The following is a 15,267-nucleotide window of genomic DNA, read 5'->3' on the forward strand; positions in this document are numbered from 1 at the left end:
ATCGTGCTTGGGGAAGAGCCCTGTTCATGCCAGGGCGGCATTTCAGCCTAGGGCAGCGATACACCCTCGCACAGATAATAGCTGCCGCCATTGCCGGCCTGCTCGCCTTCGTCGGCGGTCGGGCGCACCGAGACGATGTCGATTTGGGTCGCGTTCATCTGCGTGATCGACAGTATATCGGGAAAGAGAAAGCCCGGCTCCTGGCAGATGGCAGTGACCGCCCAGCTCGGCGAGCGCGTCGCCTTGGTGACCTGGACGAACTCGCAATTATACTCGACGCTTTGCAGGCCGTCCGCCGACAAGATGACATTGCCGGTGTCGATCAGCGTCTGCAGCGTGTCCTTTTTGGCTTGCGCGCAAAGCTCCTGGGTCTGGAGGTAAACGCCCTTGATGAAGTCCTCGGCGGCGGATGCGGGCGACGCAGCGACCAGCATCGAAACGCAAAGAGTCTCTCTCAAACCCATGGTTTAATTCCCCTTTGCGACAAGGGATCGTTTCAACGATCGCTCTATAGTGTGATCGTTTGGCCGATGGCTGGCAAGGCTACGTCGACACCTGATCCTTCGAGGCCGGCCACGAACTTCTCCGCCGTCGCGTCGATGATCGGGAAGGTGCCGAAGTGGCATGGCACGACGGTGTCGAAGTGGAAGAAGCGCCGGCAGGCCAGGGCCGCCACCGCGCCGCCCATGGTGAAGCGGTCGCCGACCGGCACGAGGCCGATCTTCGGCTCATGCAATTCCTCGATCAGCGCCATATCGGAGAAGATGTCGGTGTCGCCCATATGGTAGAGCGTCTTGTCCTCCGGGAAATGCAGGACCAGCCCGTTGGGATTGCCGAGGTAGACGTTCTGGCCGCCATCGAGCCCAAACGACGAGGAATGCAGTGCCTGCACGAATGTGGTGGTGAAGGCACCGCATTCGACGGTGCCGCCATGATTGCCGGGATTGATCTTCTTGCCGTCGACGCCCTTGCCGACCAGGTACATGCAGATCTCGTAATTGGCGACCAGCTGGGCGTCGCTCTTCTTCAGCACCTCCACCGCGCCGCTGACATGGTCACTGTGGCCGTGGGTCAGAAGCACATGGGTGACGCCTTCCGCCGGCCCCTCCCAGCCGCTCGTCCATGATGGGTTGCCGACGAGATAGGGGTCGATCAGGATGGTCGCGCCTGATGTCTCGACGCGGAAGGCGGAATGTCCGTACCAGGTCAATTTCATCGATCGTGTTCCTCGATTTTGGTTGCGCCGGAAGATAGAACGCCGGCAGCAAAATTAAAGTGACATAGTGTGCTCGCGGTTCAAAAGAACGTGTCGCGCTCTTTGTGACGGCAAGTCTGGGTCACGGTTAGACTGGGTCACGGTAAAACTGGTTGGGGAAAGCCGTTGGGCATCATAGCAATCGAGGATCTGCCGGCACGGCTGGAGGGCGGCAGGACGCTGGCCGGGCTCGACCTCGGCGACAAGACGATCGGTGTCGCCGTTTCCGACCGCGGCCTGTCCTTCGCCCATCCGCGCGCGGTCATCCTGCGCAAAAAGTTTTCGCTGGATGCGGCAGCGCTGCTCGCCCAGCTGAAGAAGGACAATGTCGGCGCGTTTGTACTCGGTCTCCCCATCAACATGGACGGTTCGGAAGGTCCCCGCGCCCAGAAGTCGCGCGCCTTCGTGCGCAACATGGCAGGTATAACCGACCTGCCCTTTGTGCTGTGGGACGAGCGGCTGTCGACGGTGGCGGCGGAGCGGACGCTGATCGAGATGGATTTCTCGCGCCGAAAGCGCGCCGGCAAGATCGATTCGGCGGCTGCGGCCTTTATTCTGCAGGGAGTTCTGGACCGGCTCCAGTCGCTTGACCCACGCGATCGGACGGAACCGGATTCCCCGCCTGCCGCCTGACCCAGGCCATAATGTTGCGGCGGCGGCGAAACGCCCACAATGCCATCAGCAGGAAGCCGTCGAAGATGCAGGCCCTTGCCACCATGCCCGGAATGATCGCCGGATCGATGCCCAGCATCTGCCCGTAGAGCTGAAACACGAAATCATGCAGCTGCCGGCTGAGCATGACGTAGCCGAAATTGATGTCGTTGAGCGACAGGAAGAACCAGCCCCAGAACAGAGCGAGTGGCGCGGCCCACAATGCGAACAGCGTGCGCATCAGTGACCGTCCCTGCGGCTGGAGCCGCCTCTGCGACCGCTGGGACCAATGTCCGGACGGCCGGAAATGCGCGACAGCAAGGAGCCGTGCGCGGCACCCTTGGCCATGGCATGGGCGGTGGCGCGGCTCTCTGCCTCCCGAGAAACCATGACAGCGAAGACCGACCTCCGCTCGGCCAGCATGGCGACATAGGAGGCCAGAAGTGCCGCCAATTGCACGGCGACAACCAAAAACAGGCCGTTGATGCCTCGCGCTGCGCCGCCGATCAGGATGAGCGACAACACCGCGGATGCCGAAATGAAGGCGGTCCGCGCCACACTGTCGGCTTCGTCCGGGCTCGCTGCGGCGTTAACCAGGCTCTCGACGAAGACCCAGCAAAACAGCACCGCCACGACCAGCAAGGCGATGGCCAGCGGCGCCACGACGGCAGCATTGTCGAGATCGGCCAGACGAGTGTTTTCCACGACGACGCCGAGCACGCCCAGAGCGCCCGCAACGCCGCGGTTTCCATCGACACAGATGAACGCCAGCAGGGCGAAAACCAGCGCCCAGTGCAAGGCCAGAAAGGACGTCAAAATGTGCCGCATGGCATTCCTGCTTTGGTGACAAAGACAGTGGGGTCTGCGGCCTGCGGCTGCAACGGAAACCATTCGTTAAGGTTAACGGCTGTCCACAGGCAGGCAAATTCGTTCACGGCCTGGCGGAAGGCCCTCAATTCACCGGCGGATAGAGCGTGTCGATGATCATGCGCGCATCGTGGCGCGAATCGAGCATGCCATAGGTGTTGCGCCACTGGCCGGCGAGCCGCGTCTCGACGAAGGCGTCCGCAATCCGCCCTGCCCCCAGCCGGCGCAATTCCGCAGCTGCCGCCGACAGCGCCAGCTGTTCGGTCAGCAGGCGGGCCGACCCCTCATCGGTGCCGGCGACCTGCATGGCCGCCTTGAGCACGCCAATGGTTCCGCGTCCGCCGGCGCCGAGATCGCGGTCGATGCCGGCCAGCACCTCCTCGAACAGGCCGGGCGCGCGGCCGAGCACGCGCAGCACGTCGAGCGCCATGACATTGCCTGAGCCCTCCCAGATCGCATTGACCGGGGCTTCGCGGTAGTAGCGGGCGAGCGGCGCTTCCTCGACATAGCCATTGCCGCCGAGGCACTCCATCGCCTCATAGAGCAGTGGCGGCGCGATCTTGCAGACCCAGTATTTGACCACCGGGGTCATGGCGCGGGCAAAAGCAGCCTCGCCGCGGTCGCCGGCAGCCTCGTCGAAGGAGCGCGCCAGTCGGAACGAGAGTGCCGTGGCGGCGGCGACATCGAGCGCCATGTCCGCCAGCACGCGCTGCATAAGCGGCTGTTCGATCAGCGTCGAGCCGGCCACCTGGCGGTGACGGGCGTGATGCACGGCCTCAGCCAGCCCCGCCCGCATGATTGCCGACGAGGCGACGGCGCAGTCGAGCCGGGTCAGCGTGACCATGTCCATGATCGTCTTTATGCCGGCGCCGGGCTCGCCGACCATCTCGCCGATGGCGTTGACGAACTCTACCTCCGATGAGGCGTTGGAGCGGTTGCCGAGCTTGTCCTTCAGCCGCTGAAAGCGGAAGCCGTTGCCGGAACCGTCGCCGAGGATGCGCGGGACGAGAAAGCAGGAAAGCCCTTCAGGCGCCTGTCCAAGCACGAGAAAAGCGTCCGACATCGGCGCCGACATGAACCATTTGTGGCCGGTGAGGCGATAAAAGCCGCTGCCGGCGCGTTCGGCCCGTGTGGTGTTGGCGCGCACGTCGGTGCCGCCCTGCTTTTCGGTCATGCCCATGCCGAGCGTCAGCCCGGTCTTGTCGACCGGCGGCTTCTGACTCTGGTCGTATTTGCGCGTCGTCACGCGCGGCGCCCATTCGCGAAACAGCTTTGGGCTGGCCATCAGGGCGGCCAGCGAAGCGCTGGTCATGGTGATGGGGCAGAGATGCCCGGTCTCGAGTTCGGCGGTCAGGTAGAAACGCGCGGCGCGCACCTGATGGCGACGGCCGATCTCGCTATCGCCGTTTTCCCAGATCGAGGAATGCAGGCCGCCGGCAACCGAGCGGCGCATCAGCGCATGATAGGCCGGATGGAATTCGACGAGGTCGATGCGCCGGCCCTGACGGTCATGCGTGCGGAGCTTCGGCGTCTCGACATTAGCGAGGCGCGCCAGCTCCTGCGCCTCCTGCGTCAGGACGAACCGGCCAAGCCCGTCGAGGTCCTTGCGCACCGGATCGGAAAAACGCTCGGCAAGCTGGATCAGCAACGGATCGCCCCGCCAGGCGTTGCCGCCCGTCAGCGGCGGCGGCTGGTTGGTCACGTCGTCGGTCACGCCCAATCCTTCTGAAAGTAGAAGGGCCTTCTAACGCTAGAAAGGCACTTATCATCACGAGGCTTCGAATCCGAAGCAATCGGCTAGATATAGCCCAAGGCAGGCGGCGCGCGCGACGAAAATACCGGGGAGAAAGGCCGCAATGCCAAGCTGACGCTTGCGGCAAGGAATTCTCCCCCCTATAGCAGCGCCTTGAGATGACCGACGCTTCGTCCCTGCCGCTTTATCCTCACCGCCATCTTCTGGGCATCCGCGATCTTTCCCCCGGTGACATCGAGCTTCTGCTCGACCGGGCAGATCGCGCCGTCGCCATTTCGCGGCAGTCCGAAAAGAAGACCTCGACGCTGCGCGGCCGCACCCAGATCAACCTCTTCTACGAAGCCTCGACGCGCACGCAGTCGTCGTTCGAACTGGCCGGGAAACGGCTCGGCGCCGACGTCATGAACATGTCGGTGGCGAGCTCTTCGGTGAAGAAGGGCGAGACGCTGATCGACACGGCCATGACTCTGAACGCCATGCGCCCCGACATCCTGATCATCCGCCACCAGTCTGCGGGCGCCGCTGCTCTTTTGGCGCAGAAGGTCGGCTGCTCGGTGGTCAATGCCGGCGACGGCGCGCATGAACACCCGACGCAGGCGCTGCTCGACGCGCTGACCATCCGCCGCGCCAAGGGGCCGCTGTCGAAACTGATCGTAGCGATCTGCGGCGACATCCTGCATTCGCGCGTCGCGCGTTCCAACATCATGCTCTTGAACGCGCTTGGCGCGCAGGTGCGGGTCGTGGCGCCGTCGACGCTGCTGCCCACCGGCATCGAGAAAATGGGCGTCATCGTCTCGCGCTCGATGGCCGAGGGCCTCAAGGGCGCCGACGTGGTGATGATGCTGCGCCTGCAGCGTGAGCGGATGGAAGGCGCCTTCGTGCCTTCGGTACGCGAATATTTCCGCTATTTCGGCCTCGATGCCGAAAAGCTGAAGGCCGCCAAGGACGGCGCGCTGGTGATGCATCCCGGTCCGATGAACCGCGGCGTCGAGATTGCGTCCGAAATCGCCGACGGTCCGCAAAGCGTCATCCAGGAACAGGTCGAGATGGGGGTGGCCGTGCGCATGGCGGTCATGGAAGCGCTGCTCGATCCCCGCCGCAATGCAGAGGGCCGCGGCGCATGAGCACGACGGTCTTTGAGCGCGCCCGCATCGTCGACCCGTCACGCGGCATCGACGAGGTCGGCACCGTCATCGTCGAAGGGAAAAAGATCGTTGCCGCCGGCAAGGCTGCCCTGAACCAGGGCCTGCCGGCGGGAGCCACCGTGGTCGACTGCGCCGGCAAGGCGATCATTCCCGGCCTGATCGACGCGCGCGTCTTCATCGGCGAACCGGGCGGCGAACATCGCGAGACCATCGCTTCGGCCAGCGTTGCGGCGGCGGCCGGCGGCGTCACCTCCGTCGTTATGATGCCCGACACCGACCCGGTGATCGACAATGTCGCGCTGGTCGAATTCGTGCTGCGCACCGCCCGGGACACGGCCAGCGTCAACATCTTTCCGGCGGCGGCGATCACCAAAGGCCTCGCCGGTCGCGAGATGACCGAATTCGGCCTGTTGCGCGAGGCCGGTGCGGTCGCCTTCACCGATGGGCGGCACACAATATCCAGCGCACTGGTGATGCGCCGGGCGCTGACCTATGCCCGCGATTTCGGCGGCGTCATCGCACATGAGACACAGGATGGCGACCTCGCTTCGGCGGGCGTGATGAATGAAGGCCTGTATGCCAGCTGGCTCGGCCTTGCCGGCATTCCGCGCGAGGCCGAGTCCATCCCGCTGGAGCGCGACCTGGCGCTGGCACGGCTGACGCGCGGCGCCTACCACGCGGCCAAGATCTCGACGGCGATGGCAGCGCAAGCGATGACGCGCGCGAAAGCCGACAAGGCCAATGTCACGGCGGGCGTGGCGATCCACAATCTGTCGCTGAACGAGAACGATGTCGGGGAATACCGCACCTTCTTCCGGCTGACGCCGCCTTTGCGCGCGGAGGAAGACCGGCTGGCCATGATCGAGGCGGTCAAGGACGGCACGATCGACATCATCGTCTCCTCGCACGACCCGCAGGATGTCGACACCAAGCGCCTTCCCTTCGCCGATGCAGCTGCCGGCGCGATCGGGTTGGAGACGCTGCTTGGAGCAGCGCTTCGGCTCTACCACAATGGGGACGTGCCGCTACTTCGGCTGGTCGAAACACTGTCCACCGCACCAGCAAGGCTGTTCGGCCTGCCGGGCGGCACGCTGAAGCCGGGAGCGCCGGCCGATCTTGCGCTGATCGACCTTGAAGAACCCTGGATCGTGAGTGAAAGCGGCATCCGCTCGCGCTCGAAAAACACCTGCTTCGAAGGTGCGCGGCTGCAAGGCATGGTCTTGCAAACGCTGGTGGCGGGCCGCACAGTGTTTTCGAGCTAGAGCGATCGCGCCACGTCGCAGACCGATATGTTGCTGGGGAAATGCGGGGGCAAACAATGAGTTATAACGTTATCCTGGCATTGCTGTTCGGCTATCTCCTCGGCTCGATTCCCTTCGGCCTCTTGATCACCCGCGCGGCCGGCCTCGGCGATGTGCGCAAAATCGGCTCCGGCAATATCGGCGCCACCAACGTTCTGCGCACCGGCAACAAGGGCCTCGCCGCCGCGACGCTGGTGCTCGACGCGTTGAAGGGTACGGCGGCGGTGATGATCGCGCGCCATTTTGGACACGACTACGGACTGTGGGCCGGCCTTGGACTCTGGGCGGGCCTTGGCGCCTTCCTTGGCCATCTGTTTCCGGTCTGGCTCGTTTTCAAGGGCGGCAAGGGCGTGGCGACCTATCTCGGCGTGCTGATCGCGCTCGGCTGGCATGTGGCGCTGATTTTTATCGTCGTCTGGCTGGCGATGGCTTTTCTGTTTCGCTATTCCTCGCTGGCAGCGCTGACGGCGGCGGTCATCGTGCCGATCGCGCTTTATTTCTGGAGCACACCTGAGACCGCCGGGCTGTTCCTGGTGATGAGCCTGATCGTCATCTTCAAACATCGCGCCAACATTTCGCGCCTTCTTGCCGGCACCGAAGGCAAGATCGGAGCCAAGGGTTGAGCAAGCCCGCCGCCGGGCCGCGCCTCAGCGACCGGCAGCGGCTGAGCTGGCTGCGGCTGATCCGCACACAAAATGTCGGCCCGGCCTCGTTTCGCGAATTGATCAACCGCTTTGGTTCGGCGGAGGCGGCGTTGGAGATGCTGCCCGAGCTGATGATTTCGGGCGGAGCCAAAAGGATCATGCGCATTCCTTCCGTGGAGGAAGCCGAAGCGGAACTCGACGCAGCCAGTGAAAACGGCGCCCGCTTCGTCGGCATCGGCGAGGCCGACTACCCGCCGATGCTGAAAAACATGGACAATCCGCCGCCATTGATTGCCGTGAAGGGCGAGGCAGCCGTCTTTCGCCTGCCGGCGGTGGCCATCGTCGGCGCCCGCAACGCGTCGCTCGCCGGCATCAAGATGGCGCGCATGCTGGCGGCGGATCTTGGCCGCGACGGCTACGTCATCGTTTCCGGCCTGGCGCGCGGCATCGACACGGCAGCACACCAGGGCAGTCTCTCGACTGGTACAGTGGGTGTGCTGGCCGGTGGGCTCGATGTCCCCTACCCGCCCGAAAATATCAGCTTGTGCGACGACATTGCCGAGCGTGGCGGCGCCGTCATTTCGGAAATGCCGTTCGGCTGGCAGCCGCGGGCGCAGGATTTTCCGCGCCGCAACCGGCTTGTCGCGGGCGCCGCCCTCGGACTGGTGGTGATCGAAGCTGCGCAACGCTCCGGCTCGCTGATCAGCGCGCGTCTGGCGGGCGAGATGGGCCGGCTGGTCTTTGCCGTACCGGGTTCGCCGCTCGATCCGCGCTGCGCCGGCTCCAACGGGCTGCTCAAGGACGGCGCCACCCTGGTCACCGAGGCGGCCGATGTTTCCGGTGCGATCGCACCCTTGGCGGGCACGCGAACGCGAAGCATTGCGCCGCCAGAAAAGGCACCCGATTTTTCGGCAACTCCCCCGCCCGGTGAGGACGAACGCAGCGGCGTGCTCGAGGTGCTGGGCCCAACGCCGGTGGGCGTGGACGAGATCATCCGCCACACCGGCCTCAACGCCGCGCAAGTCTCCATGGTGCTGCTGGAACTCGACCTTGCCGGCCGCATCGAGCGCCATGCCGGCGGCAATGTCTCACTGGTTTCGTGAAAGCCTGAGACTTAGTTTGCGGCCGCAAATACCGCAGCACTTTCAGACATGAGGCGCCGCGCGGCGGGCTGGACATTATCCCTGTATGTAATGCATTGGCGGTAGCGGCCATCGGCAACGCGCTGTTTACCAATGCGCTCCCACTCCGGTGTCCAGGAGGAATTCCAGTCAAAATCCTGGGACATCAGATTTTCCCTGTCGAAGCATTGCGGATCCCTCTCGAGTATCCGACGCGCTTCATCGGCGAGGGGACTATAGTTTTCAACAGCCGCTATCTTCCGCGCCCGCGCGGCCGGGGAAAGCTGAATTGCCGATTCGACACGTCCCGCCACATTTGGAACCGCAGCGGAACAAAGCTGTTTGCCGACCTGTGCCGTCTTTCGCAGTCCTTGGCAGAGGGCCTGGCCAAACGCAAAGGCAAGATCATGTATGGGATTATAGCCGTCGACCGCATCCGATACGATCTGGACACTCTTTGCGGTCGTTAGATCGGCGCGCACTCTCGAAAACACGTCGATCAGGAAATCATGGTTCCCGGCCAGCAGCGCTTCGTACCAGGCGCCATCCGGAATTTCCCCAAACACCGCGCCGCGTGTCGCGCCCGCAGCTTCGACCAGATCGCGCGAATAGCGGGTTCGCGTTGTTTCCTTGCCGCCTGATCCGTCGGTCAGAAGATAGACCCTTGGTTTGGCGATCTCGAGCCAATGGTGGATCCTGAGTTCGTGCCCGGGGTGAGCGAGAATCAGCACATTTTCCAGTTTTTCTCCTGACTTTTCAGGCAACAATGGCTCCAATCCAGTTTCTGGTCCGATCGAGCCGAATGGCCTGGAACAAATTCAGGCACAAACCTTGGCCGCGACAATGCTGACGAAGCTTGTTTGGTCAGCGGCTTCAAATTAAGACGCTGCCAGAAACTCATGCGCCTTTCTCTCTCATATCAGATGTAGTGCGCAAGCAAGGAATCGCCCGTTGCGAATTCTTATCACCAATCTCTCCCTGTCGCGAAACAGCGGATCGGAAGCGGCCGTCGAACTGTTGGCCGACGGGCTTCGCGGCGCCGGCCATCAGACCATGCTGCTGGCTCCCACTCTGGGCGACATGGCCGATAGAATGCGTCGGCGCGGGCATCATGTCGTCGATCGGATTGCCGAGATCGTCGAAAGGCCCGATGTCATTCACGCCCAGCATCTGACGCCCTGCCTGACTGCGCTCGCCAGGTTTCCCGACGTGCCAGCGGTATTTTCCTGTCACAGCGCCTTCTTTGAAGTCGAAGCGCCGATGCTGCATCCCCAGATACGCCATTGGATTGCGGTCGACGAGGCGTGCCGAGCCAAATGCCTGTCGAGGGGCATACCGGCCGACCAGATGAGCCTTGTCTACAACGCGGTCGATCTCAATCGCTTCAAACAGCGCCCACCGCTCCCCGCCAGACCCGCGCGAGGCCTGCTGCTGACCAAGAATTTCGAGCACCAGGCGGCGGTTCGTGAGGCCTGTGCGAGAAGTGGCATCCAGCTGGATGAGCTAGGTCCAGCCACCGGGCGGTTTTCGCAGCAGCTGGAACAGGATCTGCTTGGTTACGACATCGTGTTCGCAACCGCCCGGATGGCCATCGAGGCAGCTGCGGTCGGCTGTTCCGTCGTGGTTTGCGACGCGCGCGGTTTTGCGGGATTGCTCAGCAGCGCAAACATGGAGGCATGGCGTCGCTTCAATCTGGGCGTTGGGCTTTTGACCAAGCCGACCACGGTCGAAAATCTTCTGGGCGCGATATCCGGTTTCGATGCGAACGATGCCGCGGCGGTGTCCACCTATTTTCGGAAGGCGGCCGGCGACGCGTATTTTGTCGAGGAACATGTGCGCATCTATGATCAGGTGCTGCGATCCGACAGGGGGCTGAATCCCGATGAGCGCGCGCTTGCGACCGCCGTGTGGATCGAAGAGATCGGGGTCTCGCATCCACGCCGAAGATGGTTTCACATCGTGAAAGAATTGCACGGCTGGCCGGATGCGCCCGAATTGGCGACGCTTCTGGCGCAGTCCCACGCGAACTCGCGAGTTTTGGAGAAGCTTGGCGAACAGAACGCCAGAACCCAGCAGCTTGTTCTGGACGAGGCTGTCTCGCGAGCCGCCGCGCTGGGCGACAACCCGGCTGTGCTGAGCCGGGTGGAGGAACAGCTTTCGAACCTTTCAAATTTTGTGGACGAGATAAAGCGGCTGTACAACGGTATGATCCCCCTGTTCATCAGAAAGCTTCTCCTTCGGGCGCGTAAAGGGGCCGGACATTGACAGGGCTCGACGGCTTGGACCGCGACAAATTGAGTGGCTACAGCATCTGCACCTCGCCACGATCCGGCAGCAATTTCTTGTGCCAGCATCTGAGCGGCACGGGCCTGCTCGGACATCCGCTGGAATATTTCAATTGGGGCGGGCGGCGCTATTTCGATGACCCGGACTACCCCAAGGATATCGCCGGCCAGGTCTGGAAGATCCTTACCATGGGCGCCACTGCCAACGGCATCTACGGCTTGAAGTTATTTGCCCACCAGCACGACTGGATTTCGGGCGAGGTGAACTGGGTCGATGCCCTTCCCAATCTTCGCTTCGTGCTGCTCACCAGACGCGACTTGCTTGGCCAAGCGATTTCCTGGGCACGCGCGCTGCAGACAGGACAATACCGATCGAGCCAACCGATGGCCCAGAAGCCGATCTTCGACGCTGGACTGATCCAGAGCCAGCTCAACGCCCTTGCTCGTGAACGAGCCCGCTGGGAGATGTTCTTTGCGCGCACCGGTATCGAGCCCTTGCGGTTCGAATACGAGACAATGATCGAGGACCCTCGCCACGCCGTCAGTCAGGTCGCCGAGCTGATGGGCCTGAAGCCGCCCTCCAGGCTGGACCCCGGCAACGTGACCGTTGAGCTGCAAAGGGATGCATCAAACCTCGAATGGGCAGACCGCTTCCGGGCAGAGCGCGGCGACCCGAACATCCTGGACTTGATCTAGCTCCGCAGAATTCGTCTTCGGGCTGTCTGGAGTGCTGCTGAGCGGGTAGCAAAAGTAGCCATTTACTCTTCGCCATCCCGTCTGTATCACCGCCCCAGACCGCGTGGGGCGCCACGCCATCCAGCCGGGGGGCAGATGTCGACACCGTTCAATGCATTTACTTTGGTTGAGTTTCTCGCCTTTGCAGGGTTGAGCTTCCTTTATGTCCGGGCAGACGATTCGTTATCCCCCAGGGGTAAGACCGAGTGTACCATCGTCGCAGGGATACTGTTTGCGATCCTGGTCGCGGCAAGAGCCCCGGCGTTGCTTACCTTCTACAGGGTTTGGGCTGAAATTGGCCCTCTGTACTTCGGCTATGCCTATGCGAACGGTCCGTTAGCCGCTCTGTTCAACCCGGCAAGCAATTACTACGATCTAGCGGCAAACCTATCTTCAGCCGTTGCGGTGTCGGCCGGACTTCAGTGGTGGCCGGTCGTTGACACCGGCTCCGGTCTTCTGGTGGCTTTGCTGTTTCCATTTGTTGTCGCCGGCACAACGCAATCAATATCGTGGCGAACCGGAATCCTGTTGGCGGTTGCGACCGCGCTCTATTGCGTCACCGCATCGGAAACATTCGGAACGGCACTGCACATCAAAGGCTGGGCACCTGTTTATGCCGCGCTTGTTTTTGGGTCTTTGGCGTTCAAACAGCCGCTCAATCGCGTTCATATCGGTCTTCTTCTAGTGCTGCCGTTCACAGGAACCCCCGCAGCTTTCGCGCTTATCACATGGGCGGCTGCCGGCTTTGTGCTACGGCAGCCTTATCTTGTCCGACCTCTGGTTTGGTCTATTCCTGGATTGGCGACGCAGATCGGCTGCGCACTGTTGCCGGCAACGAATACCGGCTTGGCCGTACGGCCGTTCACGTTTCTCGGTTTCGCAAGCTTGCCAGACCTGTTCCTGCTCAAGGTGGGTGGTGCAATCCTTTGGCCGGCCTTGTTTTTCAGCAACTTGACACCGGGTACGCTTGAACTGATAGCAGCTGCTATCGTCTTCCTTGGCGTGCTTGGAGCTGCAGTTTTCCTCGCCCGCCGCCAGCCCATCCTGCTGCTCGTCCCGATCGTTGCGCTGCAATTTTCGGCTACTGCGATTCTCGCCGTCGGAGGTGCCGAGTCACTGCTCCAATCGGGATCTGGCTTCAGGTATTACTTCGCGCCAGTCGCAACACTCCTGATCGTTCTGGCGATTTGGGCGTCTTCGTGGAGGTTGGTTACAAGGGTCGCGGCGGTTGCTATTTGCCTATGCGCGGTCCTCGCAAATCGAGACTACAACGCCATGGTCGACGGCTTGTTCTTCACACCGTCCCACACCAGTTGGTCCTCGCAGGCAACGACCCATCTCACGTCACCATCGCAAACGCTTGTAAATTACCCCGGAGCAGGCGGAGTGCAGCTACCAGACTGTGGAGAATACCACTGCTAACAAGCACATCAGGTTGTTTCGGAATTGTGATGATACATGACGAACCTGCCGACCAACGTCGCGCCTGCAATAACGCCTCCCGCCAGCATCAGCAAAAAAACCTGGTGAAACTCAGGCGATTCGAGAGACGCCGCATTGCCGAGCAATGAACCGACATAGACATAACCAAAAAGGGCGGGAAGCGACGCTGCGGTTCCTATCACGTAGTCGGCGAGGCGAATTCCACTCGCGCCCAGCGCAATGCTTGTGGCGGCAAAGGGAACGACCGGTGACAGGCGGATCAGAAAAACCGATCGCCAGCCGTCAGCGGCAAGGAACTGTTTGACCTTGTCGAGGCCGCCAACAATTTTCGTGTTGGTAAAAGGAACGTTTTGCAGACCCTTTCGGCCTACGTAGTAGCCGACGATGCCGCCGGCCAAAGTCCCGACGAGCGCCATTGCCGATCCACCGGCGAATCCGTAAACCGCTCCGCCTGCGATCCCGAGCAGGGACGCCGGCAATATGCCGGTGGCGGCCACTAGAAACTGCATCACGACCAGCGCAACGAAACCGAACAGCCCTGTCTGCTGAACGCTCGCTTTGGCGATCCGCAAGATATCGTCGAGATAGCCCGACAGCGCCGCGGGGACGAGAACCATCGCAAGGCCCGCCACACCGAGGGCCATTCGTGCCCGACGCCTCATCAGATATTGCTCCCGACGAATAACGGATCTTGTCGAATGCCCAGTTTGCTGAGGCGAAACTTCGCCGCGGTTTTCAAGACACCCAGGCCATAGACGACGCTACGCCGAAAGTTGATCGACGACGCCTCCGGGAAGTATCTCGTCGGACAGGACATCTCGCCACCACGCAGGCCGAGATAGACGGCCTGGCAGACCATCTCATTGTCGAACACAAAGTCGTCCGAGCACCGGTGATAAGGAATCTCGGTCAACGCTTTCCGGCTCCAGCACCGAAAGCCAGTGTGAAACTCCGACATTTTCTGACCGATCAGAATGTTTTGAACCAGGGTCAGAAAGCGATTGGCGATATATTTATAGACCGGCATGCCGCCGCGCAGGGCACCCTTGCCCAAGATGCGCGAACCAAAGACGTAATCATACTCGCCAGAGGCGACCATCGAGGCAATCGCCGGCACCAACCTGGGCGAATATTGATAATCGGGATGAAGCATCACGACGATATCGGCATCGCGCTGCAGCGCCGCATCGTAACAAGTCTTCTGATTGCCACCGTAGCCTTTGTTGATCGAATGCTCGATTGTGTGAATGCCGAGCTGTCGCGAAATGCCGACAGTATCGTCCTTCGAGAGATCGTCCGTGAGAATAACGTCGTCGATCAATTGCATCGGCAAGGCGAAGTAGGTCTTCTCCAGTGTAGCCGACGCATTATAGGCGGGCATGATCACCGCCACACGCAATCCATCAATCATTTCTACGCTAACGCCCCGATGTTGCGTTTCCATTGCCGGAAAACATCCTATAGCGCAAGCCGGCCTAGCATTTCCCGATCCACGTGCGGCAAAAACGCCACGCAATGTTTCCGTCCGCACCAAACGACGCCGGAACGAGAGACCGTGGTGGTCGAGGTCCCGGTTTATGTCGAGCCGCCAATCCAGTCGACGGCAGAACTCGCGCGCCTGCTGGCAAAGCGGGGTCCCGCGCAAGGCGCTTTCCCTGGTCGGGTTGTCCTAAAGTTAGCCGTTCAAGCAAACTGGGGCCGTCAGTTGCCGGGCAACGACGGCGCGCAGTCAGATCCATTCCAGATTGATGTTTCGGATGTTTCCTGGGCGATGCGTTGGCGAATGCGCTCCACCCGATGCGCTATGTCTGGCGACACCCGGTCGTGCGTTTCAACCAGAATGGCGCCGATAGCATCTTGCAGCCCAGCTTCGAGGATGGCTTCCAGGCATTCGGCTTCGCTGCCCTCAATGTCCATCTTCATCATCGATGGCATGCCGGCGGCGCCAACGCCGGTACAGATGCCACCGCAGGGTATTTTCCAGGCGGCTCTCGGAAAAGCACTCCGCCATTCCAGGGCTCTCCGTTGCACTGACGATCACGCTCGCAATGGCATACTCTCGACAGC

At 61.9% G+C, this 15,267-nt stretch carries 17 protein-coding genes; 8 read left to right on the forward strand and 9 right to left on the reverse strand.

The window, feature by feature from the left end:
• Positions 1 to 47 precede the first annotated feature (47 nt).
• Together NKJ18_RS11980 and NKJ18_RS11985 are read right to left on the reverse strand one after the other, a co-directional pair.
• Positions 48 to 464 (reverse strand): hypothetical protein, encoded by a 417-nt coding sequence (locus NKJ18_RS11980; protein ID WP_023670998.1) that lies wholly within the window; start codon positions 462 to 464, stop codon positions 48 to 50.
• A 44-nt stretch (positions 465 to 508) separates the two neighbouring features.
• Positions 509 to 1,216 carry a metal-dependent hydrolase gene (locus tag NKJ18_RS11985; RefSeq protein ID WP_352758281.1) on the reverse strand — a complete coding sequence of 236 codons (708 nt, stop codon included), beginning with the start codon at positions 1,214 to 1,216 and terminating at the stop codon, positions 509 to 511.
• 165 nt (positions 1,217 to 1,381) lie between these two features.
• Between NKJ18_RS11985 and ruvX the strand changes: the two genes are divergently transcribed.
• Positions 1,382 to 1,888 (forward strand): Holliday junction resolvase RuvX, encoded by a 507-nt coding sequence (gene ruvX / locus NKJ18_RS11990; protein WP_352758282.1) that lies wholly within the window; start codon positions 1,382 to 1,384, stop codon positions 1,886 to 1,888.
• On the opposite strand, the gene NKJ18_RS11995 is transcribed toward ruvX, so the two are convergent.
• From NKJ18_RS11995 to NKJ18_RS12005, 3 genes are all read right to left on the reverse strand, one after another.
• The gene (locus NKJ18_RS11995; protein ID WP_023670995.1) at positions 1,806 to 2,147 is read right to left on the reverse strand and encodes a DUF6105 family protein; all 342 of its coding nucleotides are present in this window, start codon (positions 2,145 to 2,147) and stop codon (positions 1,806 to 1,808) included. The two genes, ruvX and NKJ18_RS11995, sit on opposite strands and share 83 nt — an antisense overlap.
• The gene (locus tag NKJ18_RS12000; RefSeq protein ID WP_023726664.1) at positions 2,147 to 2,734 is read right to left on the reverse strand and encodes a hypothetical protein; all 588 of its coding nucleotides are present in this window, start codon (positions 2,732 to 2,734) and stop codon (positions 2,147 to 2,149) included. The genes NKJ18_RS11995 and NKJ18_RS12000 overlap by 1 nt, the downstream gene beginning before the upstream one ends.
• A gap of 124 nt (positions 2,735 to 2,858) precedes the next feature.
• Entirely contained in the window at positions 2,859 to 4,487 is a 1,629-nt protein-coding gene (locus NKJ18_RS12005; RefSeq protein ID WP_023700749.1) for a DNA alkylation response protein, read from the reverse strand.
• Positions 4,488 to 4,684: 197 nt separating this feature from the next.
• Here NKJ18_RS12005 and NKJ18_RS12010 point away from each other — a divergent pair, with 197 nt between their 5' ends.
• Genes NKJ18_RS12010 through dprA form a run of 4 tightly spaced genes read left to right on the forward strand, consistent with a single transcriptional unit; the run spans position 4,685 to position 8,719 of the window.
• Positions 4,685 to 5,650, forward strand: coding sequence for an aspartate carbamoyltransferase catalytic subunit (locus tag NKJ18_RS12010; RefSeq protein WP_023706214.1), 966 nt, complete (start codon positions 4,685 to 4,687; stop codon positions 5,648 to 5,650).
• A complete protein-coding gene (locus NKJ18_RS12015; RefSeq protein WP_023706213.1) occupies positions 5,647 to 6,933 on the forward strand; it encodes a dihydroorotase in 1,287 nt (428 codons plus the stop codon). Before NKJ18_RS12010 ends, NKJ18_RS12015 begins: the two co-directional genes overlap by 4 nt.
• A 56-nt stretch (positions 6,934 to 6,989) precedes the next feature.
• Complete coding sequence (plsY, locus tag NKJ18_RS12020; protein ID WP_023706212.1) at positions 6,990 to 7,595, forward strand: glycerol-3-phosphate 1-O-acyltransferase PlsY; 606 nt, start codon at positions 6,990 to 6,992, stop codon at positions 7,593 to 7,595.
• The gene (gene dprA / locus NKJ18_RS12025) at positions 7,592 to 8,719 is read left to right on the forward strand and encodes a DNA-processing protein DprA (protein WP_352758283.1); all 1,128 of its coding nucleotides are present in this window, start codon (positions 7,592 to 7,594) and stop codon (positions 8,717 to 8,719) included. Before plsY ends, dprA begins: the two co-directional genes overlap by 4 nt.
• 11 nt (positions 8,720 to 8,730) lie before the next feature.
• Here the strand turns inward: dprA and NKJ18_RS12030 are convergent, their stop codons facing one another.
• The gene (locus NKJ18_RS12030) at positions 8,731 to 9,501 is read right to left on the reverse strand and encodes a hypothetical protein (RefSeq protein WP_352758284.1); all 771 of its coding nucleotides are present in this window, start codon (positions 9,499 to 9,501) and stop codon (positions 8,731 to 8,733) included.
• 187 nt (positions 9,502 to 9,688) lie between these two features.
• On the opposite strand from NKJ18_RS12030, the gene NKJ18_RS12035 reads away from it, so the two are divergent.
• The 3 genes from NKJ18_RS12035 (at position 9,689) to NKJ18_RS12045 (ending at position 13,179) form a co-directional block, all read left to right on the forward strand.
• Positions 9,689 to 11,002 carry a glycosyltransferase gene (locus tag NKJ18_RS12035; RefSeq protein ID WP_352758285.1) on the forward strand — a complete coding sequence of 438 codons (1,314 nt, stop codon included), beginning with the start codon at positions 9,689 to 9,691 and terminating at the stop codon, positions 11,000 to 11,002.
• Positions 10,999 to 11,718, forward strand: a complete 720-nt coding sequence (locus NKJ18_RS12040; protein ID WP_352758286.1) for a Stf0 family sulfotransferase — start codon at positions 10,999 to 11,001, stop codon at positions 11,716 to 11,718. The genes NKJ18_RS12035 and NKJ18_RS12040 overlap by 4 nt, the downstream gene beginning before the upstream one ends.
• Before the next feature lie 135 nt (positions 11,719 to 11,853).
• The gene (locus NKJ18_RS12045) at positions 11,854 to 13,179 is read left to right on the forward strand and encodes a hypothetical protein (RefSeq protein WP_352758287.1); all 1,326 of its coding nucleotides are present in this window, start codon (positions 11,854 to 11,856) and stop codon (positions 13,177 to 13,179) included.
• 8 nt (positions 13,180 to 13,187) lie between these two features.
• On the opposite strand, the gene NKJ18_RS12050 is transcribed toward NKJ18_RS12045, so the two are convergent.
• From NKJ18_RS12050 to NKJ18_RS12060, 3 genes are all read right to left on the reverse strand, one after another.
• Complete coding sequence (locus NKJ18_RS12050) at positions 13,188 to 13,844, reverse strand: TVP38/TMEM64 family protein (RefSeq protein WP_023688606.1); 657 nt, start codon at positions 13,842 to 13,844, stop codon at positions 13,188 to 13,190.
• A 17-nt stretch (positions 13,845 to 13,861) separates the two neighbouring features.
• A complete protein-coding gene (locus NKJ18_RS12055; protein ID WP_196813777.1) occupies positions 13,862 to 14,644 on the reverse strand; it encodes a glycosyltransferase family 2 protein in 783 nt (260 codons plus the stop codon).
• Positions 14,645 to 14,901: 257 nt separating this feature from the next.
• Complete coding sequence (locus NKJ18_RS12060; protein WP_352758288.1) at positions 14,902 to 15,126, reverse strand: hypothetical protein; 225 nt, start codon at positions 15,124 to 15,126, stop codon at positions 14,902 to 14,904.
• Positions 15,127 to 15,267: the final 141 nt, after the last annotated feature.

Origin of the sequence: Mesorhizobium sp. M0217, from assembly GCF_040321955.1 — a bacterium.
Classification (GTDB): domain Bacteria; phylum Pseudomonadota; class Alphaproteobacteria; order Rhizobiales; family Rhizobiaceae; genus Mesorhizobium.